The following is a 17402-nucleotide window of genomic DNA, read 5'->3' on the forward strand; positions in this document are numbered from 1 at the left end:
ACGGCCCGGCACTCTGCTCAGTCCACCGGCTGTGGTCACCGCACACCACGTCGTTCTCACCGGGCCATTGCATCCGGGTGGCAATGGTGTGGTTGGGGCAGAACAGGTGTCGACCGCACGGAGACCGGGGGAGCGGTCACCAGCCCCCTTCCCGGTGACGAACGATCTGCCGAAGGCATACCACCCAGCTGGGGCACTCCAAAGGGCGCTTCGCGTCACTACGTGATGGGCATCCGCCCACCCTTTTCCGCGCCCCAGCTGGGTGGTCTGGGCAAGCCCAGATCGATCGCCACCGGGAAGGAGCCCCACCATGACCACCGACACCACCACCTGCGCAATCCCCAAGTGCGACAGCCCCGCCACCCACCACCTCTACCTCAGCGATGAACGTGGCGGACTCGCCCACAGAGTGCTCTGCCGCGAGTGCTACATCGCCCTCACCACGCCCGACCGGTAACCGCCCAGGGGCTTCGGCCCCTCCTCCGGGCCACTGGCAACGACGCCGGACGCGAGTCGCCACCGCCGCCGACTCCAGGCCCGGACACCGGACAGCCCGCTATCCGATGCGGCCCAACTCCTTCCCGGACCGCACCGGATAGCGAGGCACCCGAACTGGGGAGGCCTTGCGAAGTATGTCAAGCCTAAAACTCAAGGCCTCCGTCATCGTGGCGGGAAGCTCCCCTTCTTCCTCATGACCCAATCGTCTCGCTCCAGCCGACCGAGTCAAGGACCACCTCCGGTGTCCGCTACGCGGTGCCCAAGGGCATCCTTGACACGCCCGACTTCCGCTGAGGGCGGCCAGTATGAGGAAGCAGGGGAAGAGCAGTCATGCGGCGGGAGGATGCCCGGTTTGTCCGATGGTATGAAATCCATTGGGAGACTTGCCCCACGCGACAGTAAGCTGCCCGCTCATGAAGGTAGGCGATTCGATCCGCTTGGCGATCGACGACTTCGGCCGCGGCGAGACTGAAGCCGCGATGCTCCATGCCTGCAACGCCGTCGACGGCACCGCCAAGAAGATACATCCCACGGGGCAAGTCGGTGACCGATTCACCGCGCTGATTCGCGACAACTACGACATCTTCGGGCTCATGGCTATGAGGGGGGTGAACACTGCGGAGACCCGGTGGCCGGTACCGATCAAGTCGACACTCGGGAGAAATGTGTGGCCCGACACCGCGGACCTCATCTACTTCCAGCACCGATGCGCCCATGGCCACGGCGACGAACTGCCCGGGGACATTGCCCTGGTGGACGATTACATCGGAATCGCGAGTGAGTTGCTCGTCGAACAGGGCAAGGTCCGACTCCCGTGGAACACGATCTTCGGGCTGATCGCCATCGCAGTCGTCGAGGCTGTGAACATCGACCAGCGAGTCGCGGACGGCCAGCACCTGGAGTGGGGCGATCCAAAGATCCACTTCGAGATCAACGACTGGTGGGGCCGGAAGGTCGATTTTCGCGCGCAGCTGGCTACCCAACACACTCCGCTGATCAAACTGGATTGGGCGGAGTGGACTGCGAATCCGCCCTTCTAGCCTGGCAGGGGTGAGCCAGGCCGTCCCCAGGCCGTCGAAGGTCGGAAACGGCCCGGAACCAGCGAGAAGCGGTGAGTGTGAAGTTCCCAGGTCACAAGCCGGTTTCAGTTGATCTCCGCAGCTCGCTCGGAACCGCCGCAAGATCACGCAGATCTATGAGGGTACGAACCAGATCCAGCGCCTGGTCATGTCGCGCGCGTTGCTGCGCTGACCTGCCCGAGAAGCTCGAAACCGAAGCCCCGGTAGGGGTTCCGCCGATAGTGAAAGGCGGGGCCGGTACCGGGGCTTCGTGACGTTTTCGGTTCTGTTCTTGCAGATGCACATTCAGTCGCAATCGGGCGAATTCAGGACTATCCGTGTGGGCGCGAGCGGAGCACTATTGAGGCATGGCCGGAGTCGAGATCAACGACAGGTTCGTCCGGCGGACATTGGACAACGGGCGGATCGAAGAGGTGCTGTGGCAGGAGCTTTCGGAGGTTCGGATCATCACCACTGCCGATGGGCCGTTCGCCGACGATGTGTTCTTTGTATTGATAGGTGCGAAGGGAAACGGTTGCGTGGTTCCGCATTCAGCGGCCGATACCCGCTTCCTCGCGCGTTTGCAGAAACTGCCGGGTTTCGACAACGAGAAGGTGATCGAGGCGATGGGTAGCGTCCAGGATCGTCAGTTCCTGGTGTGGCGCCGCCGCAATTAGGCGACCAGCTCCGCGTATTCGCTGTGCTGTTCGATGAACTTCTCGACGTACCAGCAGGTCGGTACCACCGAGAAGCCGGCCTCGCGCGCGTCGCGCAATCCGAATTCGACGACCAGTCCGGCGACCCCGCGGCCGCGGAATTCGGGGAACGTCAGGGTGTGCTGGAAATCGCGGGCCTTCCGGTCGCCGACCACCCGGTCGCTGTAGTCGGCGTACCCGGCGAGGGTGTCGTCGAGGTAGATCTCGTACCGGGTGGCCTCGACATTGTGCTCGAGCCTGGTGGTCATGATCGGTGCAACTCCTCCGTCGGTCGGATGTAGGAATTACAACACCGCTCCGGGGTTGAGTATGCCGTTCGGATCGAGCGCGTCCTTGATGCGGCGTGTCAGGGCCATCACATCCGGGCCGAGCTGATCGGGCAGCCATGCCTTCTTGAGGCGGCCGACGCCGTGCTCGCCGGTGATCGTGCCGCCCAGGCCGATCGCCAGCGCCATGATCTCACCGAAGGCCTGATGGGCCCGCGCGGTCTCGTCCGGATCGTTGCGATCGTGCACGATCAGCGGGTGGGTGTTGCCGTCGCCCGCGTGCGCGATCACCGAGACCAGCACATCGTGGCGCCGGGCGATCTCGGCGACGCCGGTGATCAGCTCACCCAGGCGCGGCAGCGGAACGCCGACGTCCTCGAGTAAGAGCGTCCCTTTGCGTTCCACGGCCGGGATGGCGAAACGCCGTGCGGCACAGAAGGCCTCGCCCTCCTCGGGATCCTCGGTGCTGAAAACCTCCGTGGCTCCGGCCTTTTCGCAGGCCCGAAGCATGATCTCCGCCTCGCGGACGGCGTATTCGCCCGGCGCGTCGGAGCGGGCGACGAGCATGGCCGCCGCCTCGCGGTCCAGGCCCATGCGCAGCTCGTCCTCGACGGCGTTGATCGAGACCGCGTCCATGAACTCGAGCATCGAGGGCCGCAGCTGCCCGGTGATCTCGAGGATCGCCTCGATCGCGGCGGTGAGGGTGGAAAACGTTGCCACGACGGTGCTCTGGGGCGGTTGTGCGGGCAGCAGGCGCAGGGTGAGTTCGGTGATGATGCCGAGCGTGCCCTCGCTGCCGACGAACAGCTTGGTCAGCGACAGGCCCGCCGAATCCTTCAGCCGCGGCCCGCCCAGGCGCACGACGGTGCCATCGGCCAGCGCGACCTCCATGCCGAGCACGTAATCGGTGGTGACGCCGTACTTCACGCAGCACAGCCCGCCCGCGTTGGTGGCGGCGTTACCGCCGATCGAGCAGATCTCGAACGAGGACGGGTCTGGCGGATACCACAGCCCATGCTCCGCGGCGGCCCGCTTCACCTCCGCGTTCAACAGGCCGGGCTGGACCATGGCCGTGCGGGTGACGGGGTCGACGGTGATCGCGCGCATCCGCTCGGTGCTCAACAGCAACGCGCCGTCCTGCGCGGTCGCGCCGCCGGACAGACCGGTGCCCGCGCCGCGCGGAACGACCGGGACGCGATGGTCGTGGGCCCAAGTCAGGACGGTCGCGACCTGATCGGTGCCGGTAGGCCGGACCAGCGCCAGCGGCATACCGGCATCGGGATCCAGCGCGCGGTCCTGCCGATATCCGGCCAGGATGTCCGGATCGGTGACGAGTGTCCCGTCGGGCAGCAGCGCGGCAAGGGTGTGCACATGCTCCCCGGCCTCTCCGGATTTCAGGCCATACACCTCAGGTGCCTCTCGTCGTGGTCACAGGTCCTGCGTACGAACCTACGTCGAGATATCCCGGCCGGATAGACTGCCTCGGTGTCCGATGCCAAGCTAGAGATCCAGATGTTGCACGACCGGGTCATGGTGCGGGTGTCCCAGGAATCCGGTGAACGGCGCAGCAGCGGGGGCATTCTCATTCCGGCCACCGCGCAGGTGGCCAAGCGCCTGTCCTGGGGCGAGGTGTGCGGGGTCGGCTCGCATGTGCGCAGCGTGAGCGTGGGGGATCGGGTGTTGTTCAGCGCCGACGACCAGTTCGAGGTCGAGGTGCAGGGGAGCGCGTATCTGGTCATGCGGGAGCGGGATCTACATGCGGTCGCCAGCGAGCGGATAGAGCACGGCACGGGGCTGTATCTATAGGAAGAAACCTCCCGCCGGGACAGCGGGAGGTTTCTCCGGTTCGGGTAGCGTTCAGCGCGCCTTGCGCGGCAGCGCGAGGGCCGCGGCCAGGACGACCGCGAGCACCACCACCGCGCCGAGCCCCGCGGCCCGCATGGCGTTCACGTAATCGCCCGTGGCGGTGGCGGATCCGAGCGCCGAGAAGAAGATCACGCCGAGAACCGTTGCGCCGATGGCATTTCCGAACTGCTGCGCGGTCGTCAGCACGCCCGCGGCCATACCCGCCTGTCGCGCGGGAATGCCCGAGGACAGGACCGCGCCGATCACCGACGGGATGGTCAAACCGTTGCCGGTTCCGACGATCATCATGCCGGGGATCAGGGCGAGCGCGGTGACCTGCGGACCGAACCAGCTCAGCACGCCGAGCGTGATGAACAAACCGATCAGGCTCGTCGCGGTGCCGACCACCATGACGCGGTTGCCGATGCGGTTCGCCACCCGGGGCGCGAGGAAGAACGAACTCGCGGCGAAGCAGACGCCCAGCGGTGCGAACGCCAATCCCGCACGCAGCGGCGACATCCCGAGCCCGTTCTGCAGCATCAGGGTCAGGCACAGCATGAAGCCGGCGAAGAAGGTGAGATAGCCGCCCGCGATGACCAGCCCGAGGCCGAAGCTGCGCTCGCGCACCATCGTGGTGTCGAGCACCGGCTCGCCGCCGCGTCGGGCCAGCATGTTCTCGTAGCGCAGGGTGAGCAGCAGCACCGGCGCCGATGCCGCGATACTGACCCAGGTCCACAGCGGCCAGCCCGCCGAGCGGCCCAGCGTGACCGGCACCAGCAGTAGCGCCAGTGCCGCCGAGATACCCAGCGCGCCAATAGGATCCATCCGTGGACGGCGATTCGCCTCGTGCCGGGGCAGCCAGCGCGCCGCCAGCGCCGCGGCGGCCAGGCCGATGGGCACGTTGATGTAGAAGATGGTGCGCCAGCCCCAGCCGAACAGGTTCGCGTCCAGCAGCACGCCGCCGAGCACCTGGCCGGAGACCGCGCCGATACCCACGGTCGCGCCGAATGCGGCCATGGCCCTGGGCCTTTCCTGGATCGGGAACATCGTGTTGATGAGCGCGAGCATCTGCGGCACCATCAGCGCCGCCGTGCCGCCCTGCAGCATCCGGAAGGCGACCAGCACCCACGCGTTCGGGGCCAGCCCGCACAGCAGTGAGGCGACGGTGAAGGCCAGCATGCCGATCACGAACAGTTTGCGATGGCCGTGCAGGTCGCCGAGCCGGCCGCCGGTGATCAGCCCGGAGGCGTAGGCGAAGCCGTAGCCGCCGACGATCAGTTCCAGCGCCGCCTCTCCGGCATGCAGATCGTGCTGCAGCGACGAGGCCGCGACATTGACCACGAACCAGTCGAACATCGCCATGAACATGGCGCTCAGCACGACCGGCAGCACCCTCCAGCGCGTCGGATATGCCTCGGATGTCAGGGAAATCGTTGGGGCGGAGCGTGTTTCGAGCATGGACACGGGTGTGCTCCCGAGAATCGCAGGGACTGAATCGGCGCGACGCTGCACCGGACGGGAGTGAGGGCGAACCTCACGAGAGCTGCAACTAACTGGTTGGTTATTAATATTCCAAGTGGTCCGCGGCTTGTCAACCAGTTAGTTGGTTACTATCGGAGGATGGCTCCCAGAGATCCCGAGGCGACCAAGGCCCGCATCTTCGAGGCGGCCACCAGCGAGTTCGCCGCCTATGGGATCGCCGGCGCCCGCGTCGATCGCATCGCGCGCAACGCGCAGGCCAATAAGCAGCTGATCTACGCCTACTTCGGCGATAAGGAGCAGCTGTTCCATCAGGTGCTCGAGCGGGCCATGGTGGACGCCGCCTCGGCCGTGATCACCGATATCGACGATGTCGATCTGTGGATCGATCAGCACATCGACTATCACCGCGACCATCCGGAGTTCCTGCGGCTCATGCTCTGGGAGGCCCTGGAGCTGGGGCCCGACGGCGCCTCGGGCGGCGAGGCCCGGATCGGCCGCTACGCGCAGAAGCAGGCCAAGGTCGCGGATGCGCAGGGCCGCGGCCTGATCCGCGCCGATATGCCGCCACCGGTCGTGCTGATGCTGATGCTGAGCATGATCAACTATCCGCGCGCGGTACCGCAGGTGGTCCGCTTCCTGTTCAGCGATGGATCCGATCCCGAATCGCTGCGCGAATGGTTCAAGGATGCGGTGCGGCGGGTGGTGGCCCCGGTCGATCCCGTATGAGGACGTCGAGGCGATCGCCGTCGACCACGACCGCATCGTCATCGGTGAGCGCCCAATGCGCGACACCCTCGGCGCGAAAGCGCTCCGCGATCCGCGTGCAGACGCCGTCCGGATCGGTCCCGGGGGAGTCGACGTGCGGGACGATGCGGTGATCGACCAGACCCAATCCGTCCCACCGCGGTTCGATGCCGCATGCGGGCCCGACCTCGGCCGGATCGTCGGCCGCCTCGATGCCGTGCAGATCCGGGGTCATCACGCAGGCGCCCGCGCTGTATCCGGCGTAGGCCAGCACGTCCTGGGCCAGCAGCGCGGGCAGGACGAGATCGGCGCCGCTGCGCGCGAACTGGGCCCGTAGCACGAAGGTATTGCCGCCGCGCACCCATACCAGCGGATATCGGCGCAGCATCCGCTCCAATTCGGCCGCGCGCCCGGCATATTCGCGTAGGTCCACGACCTCGGGGTGGAATCCCAACCGGCGCAACGGGGTCCGATCGCTGATGACCGCGCCGCGCCAGGCCTTGGGCCAGGCATCGCAGGCGTTCGGGATCAGCGCGACCGGGCCCGGCTCGCCGACCAGCGCGGCGAAGCGGTCGTAATGTGCCCCGAATCGATAGCTGGACAGGAACAGTCGCACCGCGGCTCAGATCGTGAAGGCGAGGTTGTCGACGAGTCGCTGTGCCAACTCCGGGTCGCCGGAGAACTCGATCCGCTCGGCATGTTCGCGCGCGGTCGTGCGGCCGCCGCACAGCCGCGCGAACAGACCCGAATCCGTACGGATCACCGCATCGGCCGGACGATCCAGTGCCGCAACGAGTTCGGCGCGTCCGTCCACCTGGACGTGGTCGGCGCGCACCACGGGCCCGGTCAGCTCGATGGTGAGTTCGGCGCGATCCAGGGTCTCGGTCATGCTCGGGTATCTCTCTCCTCGGTGTCGAGCCGATCCAGTCCGGCGCGGATGGCCGCGGCCGTGAGATCGCTCTCGTGCGGTCGGCGCAGCAGAAATCCCTTGGCGAAGGCCAGTCGATCGCCGTGCCGGCGGGGTACCACATGCAGATGGACGTGATGCACGGTCTGGAAGGCCGCCTTACCGTCGTTGAGCAGCAGATTCGCCCCGTCGGCGGCCAATTCGCTGCGTCGCACGGCCTTGGCGAGGCGGTGGCCGAGGGTGAAGATCGCCGCGCCGAGCGCCGGATCGAGATCATCGAGGTTGGTGGCGTGCTGTTTGGGGATGATCAGGGTATGGCCGCGCGTGATGGGCCGGATGTCGAGGAATGCGCACAGCGTGTCGTCCTCGTAGACCCGAGTCGACGGCGCGTCGCCCGCGACGATGCGGCAGAAGATGCAGCCACTCACCCCGCAGACGATACGGGCCATTCGACGGAATTTCATCGACGTATGTGATGTTGATCTCGGCTACGCTCACCGTCGACCAGGTATTCTCACGAACCTACTAGACAGTAAGTTTCTCGATCGCCGCTCGAGTTAGGAAGTAGACCAGTGGAGACAACGCATAGCGCAGACGCGGACGCGCCGCGCGGGACGCGTGTCGGAGTCGTCCGGGAAACCAATGCGGACGAGCGACGCGTCGCGTTGGTGCCCAAGATCATCCCGAGCCTGACCCGTCAGGGGGTTCGGGTGATCGTGGAGGCCGGGGCGGGGGCCGGGGCGCTGATCCCCGACGAGGCCTATACCGAGGCCGGCGCCGCGATCGGCGATCCATGGTCGGCCGAGGTGATCGTGAAGGTCGCCCCGCCGAACGATGCCGAGGTGGCCAAGCTGTCCGCCGGGCAGACCCTGATCGGATTCCTCGCCCCCCGCAACGCCGATAACAAGATCGGCGCGCTGAAGTCCGCGGGCGTGCAAGCCTTTGCGGTGGAAGCGATTCCGCGAATCTCGCGCGCACAGGTGATGGATGCGCTGTCCTCGCAGGCGAATGTCGCCGGATACAAGGCCGTGTTACTGGCGGCGTCGGAATCGACGCGCTTCTTCCCGATGTTGACCACCGCGGCGGGCACGGTGAAGCCCGCGACCGTGCTCGTGCTCGGCGTCGGCGTGGCGGGGCTGCAGGCGTTGGCGACCGCCAAGCGGCTGGGCGGCCGCACCACCGGTTATGACGTGCGGCCCGAGGTGGCCGATCAGGTGCGCTCGGTGGGCTCGCAGTGGCTCGATCTGGGCATCGACGCCGCTGGCGAGGGTGGGTATGCGCGCGAGCTGACCGATGAGGAAAAGGCAAGGCAGCAGCAGGCTTTGGAGGATGCCATCAAGGGCTTCGACGTGGTGATCACCACCGCGCTGGTGCCCGGGCGGCCCGCGCCGCGGCTGGTGACCGCCGCCGCCGTGGAGGGTATGAAGCCGGGCAGCGTGATCGTCGACCTGGCCGGTGAGACCGGCGGCAACTGCGAGCTGACCGAACCCGGTAAGACCGTCGTCAAACATGACGTCACGATCGCCTCGCCGCTGAACCTGCCCGCGACCATGCCCGAACATGCCAGCGAGCTGTACTCGAAAAACGTTGCGGCACTGCTGGAACTGATGCTGAAAGAGGGGCGTCTCGAGCCCGACTTCGGCGATCAGGTGCTGGCCGATTCCTGCGTGACCCGCACGGCGGAGGAGAGCTGATGTACACCGAACTGCTGGCGAATATCGCGATCCTGGTGCTGTCCGGGTTCGTCGGCTTCGCCGTCATCTCCAAGGTTCCCAATACCCTGCATACGCCACTCATGTCGGGTACCAACGCCATTCACGGCATCGTGGTGCTCGGCGCGCTGGTGGTATTCGGCCGGGTCGAACATCCGTCGGTGATCACGCAGATCATCCTGTTCGTGGCGGTCGTGTTCGGAACCCTCAATGTCATCGGTGGTTTCGTGGTGACCGACCGGATGCTGGGCATGTTCAAGGGCAAGAAGCCCGGTGCGCCCGCCAAGGCGGAGAAGGCGGGTAAGTAGCCATGGACAATCTCGTCAACATTCTCTACATCATCGCGTTCGCGCTGTTCATCTACGGCCTGATGGGCCTGACCGGACCCAAGACGGCGGTGCGCGGCAACTGGATCGCCGCATCCGGTATGGGCCTGGCGGTCATCGCGACCTTCATCTCCATCCGCCACACCACCAACTGGATCGTCATCGTGGCGGGCCTGGTCGTCGGTGTGGCCCTGGGTGTTCCGCCCGCACGGTTCACCAAGATGACCGCCATGCCGCAGCTGGTGGCCGCGTTCAACGGCGTCGGCGGCGGCACCGTCGCGCTGATCTCGCTCTCGGAATTCCTGAACACCCAAGGGTTTTCGCGGATTCCGGAGCAGCCCAGCGTGCATATCGTGATCGCCTCGCTGTTCGCGGCGATCATCGGCTCGATCTCGTTCTGGGGCTCGCTGATCGCGTTCGGCAAGCTGCAGGAGATCCTGCCGGGCCGCCCGCTCGGCCTCGGAAAAGCACAGCAGCCGTTGAACATTCTGTTGTTCGTCGGCGCGATCGCCGCGGCCGTGGTGATCGGCCTGGGTGCGACCGGGGACGGCGCGGGGACCTGGTGGATGGTGCTGGTGCTGGTGCTGGCGGCGGTGCTCGGACTGATGGTGGTGCTGCCGATCGGTGGCGCCGATATGCCGGTGGTCATCTCGCTGCTCAACGCGCTGACCGGATTGTCCGCCGCCGCAGCGGGTCTCGCGCTGAACAACACCGCGATGATCGTCGCGGGCATGATCGTCGGTGCGTCCGGCACGATCCTGACCAACCTGATGGCCAAGGCGATGAACAGGTCGATTCCGGCCATCGTCGCGGGCGGATTCGGCGGCGGCGGCGCGATCGCCGCGAGCGGTAGCGGGGAGCAGAAGCAGGCCAAGGCCACCTCCGCCGCGGACGCCGCGATCCAGATGGCCTACGCCAATCAGGTCATCGTGGTGCCCGGCTACGGTATGGCCGTCGCGCAGGCGCAGCATGCGGTCAAGGAGATGGCCTCGCTGCTCGAGGCCAAGGGGGTGGAGGTCAAATACGCCATCCATCCGGTGGCCGGCCGGATGCCCGGTCATATGAACGTGCTGCTGGCCGAGGCCGAGGTGCCCTACGACGCGCTCAAGGAAATGGACGATATCAACGGCGAATTCGCCCGCACCGACGTGGCTCTGGTGATCGGCGCGAACGATGTCACCAATCCGGCCGCCCGCGAGGACGCGTCGAGCCCGATCTACGGCATGCCGGTGCTCAACGTCGATCAGGCCCGATCGGTGATCGTGCTGAAGCGCTCGATGAACTCCGGATTCGCCGGTATCGATAATCCGCTGTTCTACGCCGACCACACCAGCATGCTGTTCGGCGATGCGAAGAAGTCGGTCGGCGCGGTCACCGAGGAACTCAAGGCCCTCTAGATCAGACGGCGAACAGGACGGTGGTCGGCGAGCCGGTTTCCAGCAAACCGGCCACCCCCTGTGGCAGTCCCGTGATCGGGTCGAGGTCCAGCCAGGTCACCGCATTCGACTTCTGGTCGGCCGCATAGAGTCTGCGGCCGCTCGGATCGAGGGTGAGGTCACGCGGGAAGACACCGCCGCACGGCGTAGTGGTCAGCGGTATCAGGGCGTCGGCCACCACGGCGAAGGTCGCGATGTTGTCGTGGCCGCGGTTGGCCACGTACAGGAAGCGGCCGTCACGCGACACTACCGGCTCCGACGGGTAGTTGCGCGGATCGCCGCCCCGCGTATCGGCCGCAATGGTCTGTCCCGCAACGAGTTCGCCGGTCTCGGCGCGCCAACGGCACACCGTCACAGTGGAATTCAGCTCGTTGGTCAGATATGCCCGCTGCCCGTCGGGATGGAAGCGCAGATGTCGTGGACCGCTGCCCGGCGCCATCGCGATCCGGGCCTGCTGGTTCAGCTTTCCGTCGGCGAGCCGGTAGACATACACCGCGTCCACGCCGAGGTCGACCACCAGCACCCAGCGGCCCGACGGATCGAACAGCACCTGATGGGCGTGCGGACCCTCCTGCCGTTCCGGATCCGGGCCAGAGCCGGTGTGCTGGGCGATATCGGTCACCGCGCCCAGCCGCCCGTCCTCGGCCACGGACACCACACTCACGCTGCCCGATTCGTAGTTCGCGGTGAGCACCGCGCGTCCGTCCGGTGCGACGCACAGATGGGTGGGCCCATTGCCCTGTACCGCAACGGAATTCAGAACCCGCGCGGCGTGCGGATCGACGGCGGTGACCGTGCCGGGCCCGGAGCCCTCGTTCACCGCGTACAGGCGGCCGCCGTCGGGCGAGAGCGCCAGGAACGACGGATCGGGCACCTCGATCACCGTATCGACGACGAGTCGTCCGCTGACGGAATCCACTGTGGCGACTCCGATTCCGCGTCCGGTCGCCTCGCCGGAGGTGTAGCAGCCGAGATAGGCGCGGTCGCCGGTGGCCGCCTGCGCCCGGGCCGCAGAGGCGGCGATCCCCACTCCCGCAACGGATCCCAGTACCACGAGGAAATGTCGTCGATCCAGTTTGCCGGTGGCCACCGGTATCTCCTTCCGCCCGAATGCACGTTCGCGACAGGATGACGTACCTCACACCCATTGCGCAATAGGTGCAATTCCGATTGCGCAGCACGCAATTGAAGCCGACTGGTTGTCTCACTCCTGAATAGCATCGGGCCGGGAAACTCGCGGCGCGGACACGCCCGCGCGGATAAGCTTTCGGGCGTGACGCTTCGTGAACGGTTCGATCAGCCCGCGCGAGCCGATGATTCGCTCATCTACGGCGCCCCGCACGAAACGGCCGACGGCGCGACGGTCATCACGGTCGCGCGGTCCGGCGGCTGGCTGCGGCCAGGGCCGCGGGCGCTGGGCATCTTCGTCGTTCACGGCGAAAACGTCAGCTGGACACCGGCAATGGATGCGGAGCGGATCGCATTCGTCGGCGTGCTGACCGGCCTGCTGGCCGCCGTCATCGCTACCCTGGCCGTGCTGCGCCGCCCGCCGTGGCCGGATATGCACGGCACCTTCACTATCCAGCAGTGACCGGCGGTTACTGCATCCGGTCCGGCCGGAGTTCGCGGGTGGCCTCGAAGTCGTCCACCATGCGGTTGTTCAGGCTCGCCAGCAGGCGCAGATCCTCGGGCGTCCAGTCCGACAGCGCGTCGTGGATGGATTGGCGGATGACCTTGCAGATGGCGTCGACCGCGTCGTAACCGGCCGGGGTCAGGCGTACCCGCTGGGCGCGGCGATCGTCGGGGTCGAGCACGCGGGTGACCATCCCGGTGCGTTCGAGCCGCTGTACCTGCCTGGTCACATGCGGGGCCTCGACGTCGAGCAGGCAGGCGAGTTCGCCCAGGCGTAGCGGTTCGAGGGCGTCGGCCAGCAGCCGCAGCAGCGGCACATTCGCGCGGTCCACATTCACCCCGGCCCTGGCGACCGTCTTGCCGTGCCGGCGGGCCCGGGTGAGCAGATGCGAAATCCGGGTGATGGCCCGTTCCAACTCCACGATGGCCTCGGCATCGCTCTCGGTCCTGGGCGGCGAGGTGGCTTCGGAGGGCGACATGCGGCTATTGTACGGCTTAACTTACTTACGTTAGTTAAGTAAGAAGATGAGGAATAGGTAGTAGATGACTTCGACCGTTGCCGGACGGTCCAGCGGCACTGCCGCGGTGACCCCTGCGCCGGCCCACCTCGGCATGACCCTGCTCGCCCTCAGTGCGGCGGGTCTGGTCGTATCCCTGCAGCAGACGGTCGTGATCCCGCTGCTGCCCCGGCTGCTGGTTCAGCTGCATACCGATGTCGCCGGGGTGACGTGGTTGTTCACCGCCGCGCTGCTCACCGGAGCCGTTGCCACACCGCTGCTTTCGCGCTTCGGCGATATGTACGGCAAGAAGCGCATGGTGATGCTGTGCATGGGTCTGCTGATCGTGGGCTCGGTGGTGTGCGCCCTGGCCACCTCGCTGGGCGTCTACATCATCGGGCGGGCGCTGCAGGGCACCTCCGCGGCCATGATTCCCCTGGCGATCGGCATCATTCGCGACAGCTTCCCGCGGGAGCGGCTGACCACGGCGATCGGCGTGGTCAGCGGCACCATGGGTGTGGGCGGCACCGTCGGCATGCTCGCGACCGGTGTGATCGCCGAACAGACCACCAATCCGCATCCGGTGTTCTGGATGACCGCCGCCTGTGCGGTGGTCGCGACCGTGCTGGTTGCCGTGAGCGCCAAGGACACCGGCGTGCGGCACGGCGGACAGCCCGACTATCTGGGCGCGATTCTGCTCGCGGGACTGCTGATCTGCCTGCTGCTGGGGATCAGTGAGGGACCGCGCTGGGGCTGGCGTGCGGGCAGTGTGATCGGGCTGTTCGTCGCGGCGGTGGTGCTGGCCGCGGTCTGGGTGTTGGTGGAGCTCAGGGTGAAGCAGCCGCTGGTGCGGTTGCCGTTACTGGTGGGCCCGCGCTCGCTGTCGGCCAACGCCGCCTCGGCGCTGCTGGGCTTCGCGCTGTTCGGATCCTTCACGCTCATCTCGAATTTCGTGCAGACCCCGGCCGATAAGGTCGGCTACGGCCTGTCGGGTTCGGTGCTGGCGGTGGGTCTGTACGGCATTCCCAGTTCGGTCTTGATGACGTTCTTCTCGTTCCGCACCGGCCGCATCGTGGGCCGCATCGGCCCGGCCAAGACGCTGGCCATCGGGGCGTTCTTCGCCGGCTGTGCGACCGGATGGCTGGCGCTGTTCCACGACCACGGCTACCACATGATCATCGCGAACATCCTGCAGGGCACCGGATTCGGCATCGGCTATGCCGCACTGGGCACCCTGGCCGTAGCGCATGTGCCGATGAGCGAGAGCGGAATCGCCAGCGGGATCAACTCGCTGGTGCGCACCGCGGGCGGCAGCATCGCCGGCGCCATCACGGCCTCGGTGCTCAGTGCGTACACCATCGGCCACACCGGCGTGCCGTCGCTGCACGCCTATGTGCTCAGCTTCACGATCCTGAGCATCGGCGCCTTCGGTGCCGCCGCGGTCGCCCTCGGAAACGGGCTGCGGCATAAGCACGTTCAGTAATCGAGCGCGGCTCAGACCGTCTTGATGGTGCCGCCGTCGATGACGTGATCGGAGCCGATGATGTTGGCGGCCCGCTCCGAGACGAGGAAGGTGACCAGCGCCGCGACCTCCTCGGGCTCGGTGATCCGGCCCGAGGTGATCTGAAACTGCTCCGGGACGCCCGCCAGCAACTGCTCCAGCGAAACATCCAGGCGTTCGGCCACTTTCGCGCCGATACCGGCCGGGCCACGCCACAGCGGACTGCCCACGACGCCGGGGGAGACGGTGTTCACCCGCACGCCGCGCGGGCCGAACTCCTCGGCCAGGCGCTTGCCGAGGGCGGTCAGCGCGGCCTTGGCCTCGCTGTAGCCGACCCCGCCGGTCGCGGGCCAGCGGGCGTTGATCGAGGAGATGTTGATCAACGCCCCGCGGCGCTCCAGCAGGCTGGGCAGGGCCGCGCGGGATGACCAGATCGCGCTGAACAGGTTGAGATCCAACATATTTCGCCACTGCTCGTCCGAGACATCGAGGAAGCCGCCGAGATCGAAACTCTCCGGATCCCCGCCGCCGACGTTGTTGACCAGGATGTCGATGCCGCCCAGTTCGGTCAGGGCCGCGGCGATCACGGCCTCGACGCCCTCGCGGGTGCTCAGATCGGCGGAAATCGCCGCGACGGAGGACTTTTCGAGCTCGGGTGTGATAGTGCGGGCCGCGCCGACCACGCGCACGCCCTCCTCGGTCAATGCCCGGGCGACGGCCAGGCCGATGCCGCGGCTCGCGCCGGTGACGACGGCGGTCTTGCCGCTCAGGTCGAGATCCATGGGATTGCCTTTCGTGCTGATCAGAGAGTGGTCACAGCGGTGTCGATGATGCGGTGCAGCGTCGGCGCGTCGTGGGCCTTGGCCAGCACGCGCAGGCCCGCGATGGTGTTGAGCAGGAACTCCGCCATCGCCTGCGGATCCACCTCGGCGCGCACATCGCCGTCGCGGCGGCCCTGTTCGATGCGCGCCCGCAGCGCTGCCGCGGTATGTTCCAGCATGCCGCGCACGGTCCGGGTGATCTCGGGATCGTGCCCGGCGAATTCGGTGGCCGTGTTCACCACCAGGCAGCCGCGCCGATCCGGTTGCGCCAGATCGGAATCCACGAGCAGGCGCAGGAAGGCGCCGATGCGCTCGCGGGTGGAGCCGGGCTGGGACAGGAACCCCTCGGCCAGGGCGGTTCCCATGATGTCGTAGCGGGCCAGGGCCCGTTCGAACAGCTCGCGCTTGCTGCCGAAGGCGTTGTACAGGCTGCCTTTCGCGATTCCGGTCGCCTCGGCCAGTTGTGCCGGAGAGGTATTGGCGTAGCCATGGGTCCAGAACGTCTCCATGGCCTGCTCCACAACGGAATCCGCCTCGAAGGCGCGCGGTCTGCCCATGGCTTGGACTGTAGGTGTTTTAGACCTAGAGGTCAAGAATTAGTGCGCACGATGCGAGCGAACCAGGCGCACAACAGAACTGCCGCCAGCGGGACGAGCAGGGCCGCGGTCAGCGAGGTGGGTTTGGAGATCCACCCGATCACCGACGGCCCGGCCAGCAGCCCCAGATATCCGAGGCTGAACACCCGCGACATATCGGTGGCCGCGGTCGCCGTGCCGAGATTGCCCGCGGCCGTGAAGATCTGGGGGATACCGCCCGACAGTCCGATGCCCATCAGTCCCCAGCCGATCAGCGTCAGCGGCACCCAGATCGACGAGATGATCAGCACCAGCCCCGCCGCCGCCAGCAGCGCGCCGCACCGCACCACCGCGACCGGCCCGAACCGTGCGCTGATCCGATCGGCCGCGAACCGCCCGGCGGTCATGGTCGTGGAGAAGGCGGCGAACGCCAGCGCGGCCGTTGCCTGGCTGGCTCCGAGATGCTCGCGCACCTGCAGCGCACTCCAGTCGTTGGCGACGCCCTCGGTCATGAGGAAGGCGAAGGCGATGGCCGCCAGCGCGAAAACCTTGCGCTGCACGGACTTGCGCGCGGCCCGCTCGGCCTCGGTCGCGGTCTTGTGCCCCGGGGTCCTTCGTCCCGCCGGGTGCGGCAGGTCCATCGCATCGTTCGCGGTATCGGTTCGGGCCGTGCGCGGCAGCATCTTCGGTACCCACAATGCGACAAGCATGATGCCGATGACCGCCGCGAGTGCCAGGGTGAACCGCAGATCCCAGCCGACATGCAGGGCGGCGGCGCCGGCCAGCGACCCGATCAGGCCGCCACAGGAGAACAGGGCATGGAAGGCGCCCATGATGGGGCGCGGGTATTCGCGCTCGACATGGACCGCCTGGGCGTTCATCGACACGTCCAGGGCGCCGTTGCCGAAGCCGAACAGCATCAGGGCAATCGCCAGCGAGACCGGACCGGCGGCGAGGCCGGGGCCGATCACGGTGAACGAGAGCCACCCCGCCGCCGCGGCGACCAGGGCTCGACTGCCGAAGCGGTCCGCCAATGGCCCCGCGGCCTGCATGCCGACGATGGCGCTGGCGGCCATCAGCAGAATCAACATGCCCAGGGTGGCGTTGGATACCCCCGTACGCTCGGTCACCGCGGGGATGTGGACCACCCACATGGCGCCCAGAAACCCGTTGAGACCGAACACCGCGAATACCGCGGCCCGTGCGATCCGGATCGGAGGAGCAAGCGTCGAAGCAGCCATTGACTCGACGGTACCGGCCACACGGCCGGCAGCCCCTCGTTCCCCCCGTCGGCCGCGGCATCGTCGGCGTGGCCGGTCGAGTTCCGAATCTGTGTTTGTTCCAATCGTTTTCGTTGTCGCTTTCAATTCTATGCCCGCGCACCGA

21 protein-coding genes and 1 pseudogene are annotated in these 17402 nt (G+C 67.0%); 11 read left to right on the top strand and 11 right to left on the bottom strand.

Translation table 11 applies throughout. The features are described 5' to 3' along the window. Positions 1-310 precede the first annotated feature (310 nt). The 4 genes and pseudogenes from ACIA76_RS09760 (at position 311) to ACIA76_RS09775 (ending at position 2233) form a co-directional block, all read left to right on the top strand. Complete coding sequence (locus ACIA76_RS09760; protein WP_397150498.1) at positions 311-457, top strand: hypothetical protein; 147 nt, start codon at positions 311-313, stop codon at positions 455-457. Between the two features lie 454 nt (positions 458-911). Further along, positions 912-1538: a hypothetical protein gene (locus ACIA76_RS09765; RefSeq protein WP_397150500.1), complete on the top strand. Its 627-nt coding sequence runs from the start codon at positions 912-914 to the stop codon at positions 1536-1538. 139 nt (positions 1539-1677) lie between these two features. After that, positions 1678-1749, top strand: a pseudogene (locus ACIA76_RS09770) (hypothetical protein); the annotation flags it as partial. Between the two features lie 175 nt (positions 1750-1924). After that, entirely contained in the window at positions 1925-2233 is a 309-nt protein-coding gene (locus tag ACIA76_RS09775; RefSeq protein WP_062504703.1) for a hypothetical protein, read from the top strand. Here ACIA76_RS09775 and ACIA76_RS09780 read toward each other — a convergent pair. Together ACIA76_RS09780 and ACIA76_RS09785 are read right to left on the bottom strand one after the other, a co-directional pair. After that, complete coding sequence (locus tag ACIA76_RS09780) at positions 2230-2520, bottom strand: GNAT family N-acetyltransferase (RefSeq protein WP_397150503.1); 291 nt, start codon at positions 2518-2520, stop codon at positions 2230-2232. The genes ACIA76_RS09775 and ACIA76_RS09780 overlap by 4 nt on opposite strands. Before the next feature lie 36 nt (positions 2521-2556). After that, complete coding sequence (locus ACIA76_RS09785; protein ID WP_397150719.1) at positions 2557-3936, bottom strand: FAD-binding oxidoreductase; 1380 nt, start codon at positions 3934-3936, stop codon at positions 2557-2559. A gap of 87 nt (positions 3937-4023) precedes the next feature. On the opposite strand from ACIA76_RS09785, the gene ACIA76_RS09790 reads away from it, so the two are divergent. Then, a complete protein-coding gene (locus tag ACIA76_RS09790) occupies positions 4024-4344 on the top strand; it encodes a GroES family chaperonin (RefSeq protein WP_397150505.1) in 321 nt (106 codons plus the stop codon). A gap of 51 nt (positions 4345-4395) precedes the next feature. On the opposite strand, the gene ACIA76_RS09795 is transcribed toward ACIA76_RS09790, so the two are convergent. Next, positions 4396-5841, bottom strand: coding sequence for an MFS transporter (locus tag ACIA76_RS09795; RefSeq protein ID WP_397150507.1), 1446 nt, complete (start codon positions 5839-5841; stop codon positions 4396-4398). A gap of 162 nt (positions 5842-6003) precedes the next feature. On the opposite strand from ACIA76_RS09795, the gene ACIA76_RS09800 reads away from it, so the two are divergent. Further along, positions 6004-6591: a TetR family transcriptional regulator gene (locus ACIA76_RS09800; protein WP_397150509.1), complete on the top strand. Its 588-nt coding sequence runs from the start codon at positions 6004-6006 to the stop codon at positions 6589-6591. On the opposite strand, the gene ACIA76_RS09805 is transcribed toward ACIA76_RS09800, so the two are convergent. From ACIA76_RS09805 to ACIA76_RS09815, 3 genes are read right to left on the bottom strand one after another with little or no spacing between them, the layout of a single operon-like run. Further along, positions 6545-7225, bottom strand: coding sequence for a Type 1 glutamine amidotransferase-like domain-containing protein (locus ACIA76_RS09805; protein ID WP_397150511.1), 681 nt, complete (start codon positions 7223-7225; stop codon positions 6545-6547). The genes ACIA76_RS09800 and ACIA76_RS09805 overlap by 47 nt on opposite strands. 6 nt (positions 7226-7231) lie before the next feature. After that, positions 7232-7498 carry a hypothetical protein gene (locus ACIA76_RS09810; RefSeq protein WP_397150513.1) on the bottom strand — a complete coding sequence of 89 codons (267 nt, stop codon included), beginning with the start codon at positions 7496-7498 and terminating at the stop codon, positions 7232-7234. Further along, positions 7495-7944, bottom strand: coding sequence for an HIT family protein (locus tag ACIA76_RS09815; protein WP_397150721.1), 450 nt, complete (start codon positions 7942-7944; stop codon positions 7495-7497). The genes ACIA76_RS09810 and ACIA76_RS09815 overlap by 4 nt, the downstream gene beginning before the upstream one ends. A gap of 144 nt (positions 7945-8088) precedes the next feature. On the opposite strand from ACIA76_RS09815, the gene ACIA76_RS09820 reads away from it, so the two are divergent. Genes ACIA76_RS09820 through ACIA76_RS09830 form a run of 3 tightly spaced genes read left to right on the top strand, consistent with a single transcriptional unit; the run spans position 8089 to position 10951 of the window. Continuing rightward, positions 8089-9210 carry a Re/Si-specific NAD(P)(+) transhydrogenase subunit alpha gene (locus ACIA76_RS09820; RefSeq protein ID WP_397150515.1) on the top strand — a complete coding sequence of 374 codons (1122 nt, stop codon included), beginning with the start codon at positions 8089-8091 and terminating at the stop codon, positions 9208-9210. Next, positions 9210-9536: an NAD(P) transhydrogenase subunit alpha gene (locus tag ACIA76_RS09825; protein ID WP_397150517.1), complete on the top strand. Its 327-nt coding sequence runs from the start codon at positions 9210-9212 to the stop codon at positions 9534-9536. Before ACIA76_RS09820 ends, ACIA76_RS09825 begins: the two co-directional genes overlap by 1 nt. Positions 9537-9538: 2 nt before the next feature. Further along, entirely contained in the window at positions 9539-10951 is a 1413-nt protein-coding gene (locus tag ACIA76_RS09830; RefSeq protein ID WP_397150519.1) for an NAD(P)(+) transhydrogenase (Re/Si-specific) subunit beta, read from the top strand. A gap of 1 nt (position 10952) precedes the next feature. On the opposite strand, the gene ACIA76_RS09835 is transcribed toward ACIA76_RS09830, so the two are convergent. Further along, positions 10953-12080 (bottom strand): lactonase family protein, encoded by a 1128-nt coding sequence (locus tag ACIA76_RS09835; RefSeq protein ID WP_397150521.1) that lies wholly within the window; start codon positions 12078-12080, stop codon positions 10953-10955. 183 nt (positions 12081-12263) lie between these two features. Here ACIA76_RS09835 and ACIA76_RS09840 point away from each other — a divergent pair, with 183 nt between their 5' ends. Beyond that, positions 12264-12581, top strand: a complete 318-nt coding sequence (locus ACIA76_RS09840) for a hypothetical protein (RefSeq protein ID WP_397150523.1) — start codon at positions 12264-12266, stop codon at positions 12579-12581. 7 nt (positions 12582-12588) lie between these two features. Here the strand turns inward: ACIA76_RS09840 and ACIA76_RS09845 are convergent, their stop codons facing one another. After that, on the bottom strand, positions 12589-13101 hold the full coding sequence (locus tag ACIA76_RS09845; protein WP_397150525.1) for a MarR family winged helix-turn-helix transcriptional regulator: 513 nt from the start codon (positions 13099-13101) through the stop codon (positions 12589-12591). Positions 13102-13165: 64 nt separating this feature from the next. Here ACIA76_RS09845 and ACIA76_RS09850 point away from each other — a divergent pair, with 64 nt between their 5' ends. Further along, a complete protein-coding gene (locus ACIA76_RS09850) occupies positions 13166-14602 on the top strand; it encodes an MFS transporter (RefSeq protein WP_397150527.1) in 1437 nt (478 codons plus the stop codon). Positions 14603-14613: 11 nt separating this feature from the next. Here ACIA76_RS09850 and ACIA76_RS09855 read toward each other — a convergent pair whose 3' ends face one another. Genes ACIA76_RS09855 through ACIA76_RS09865 form a run of 3 tightly spaced genes read right to left on the bottom strand, consistent with a single transcriptional unit; the run spans position 14614 to position 17257 of the window. Next, positions 14614-15402, bottom strand: coding sequence for an oxidoreductase (locus ACIA76_RS09855; protein ID WP_397150529.1), 789 nt, complete (start codon positions 15400-15402; stop codon positions 14614-14616). Positions 15403-15422: 20 nt separating this feature from the next. Continuing rightward, the gene (locus ACIA76_RS09860; protein WP_397150531.1) at positions 15423-15998 is read right to left on the bottom strand and encodes a TetR/AcrR family transcriptional regulator; all 576 of its coding nucleotides are present in this window, start codon (positions 15996-15998) and stop codon (positions 15423-15425) included. 32 nt (positions 15999-16030) lie between these two features. Then, on the bottom strand, positions 16031-17257 hold the full coding sequence (locus ACIA76_RS09865; RefSeq protein WP_397150533.1) for an MFS transporter: 1227 nt from the start codon (positions 17255-17257) through the stop codon (positions 16031-16033). Positions 17258-17402 lie beyond the last annotated feature (145 nt).

The organism is Nocardia sp. NPDC051570 (assembly GCF_044454005.1).
Lineage (GTDB): Bacteria > Actinomycetota > Actinomycetes > Mycobacteriales > Mycobacteriaceae > Nocardia.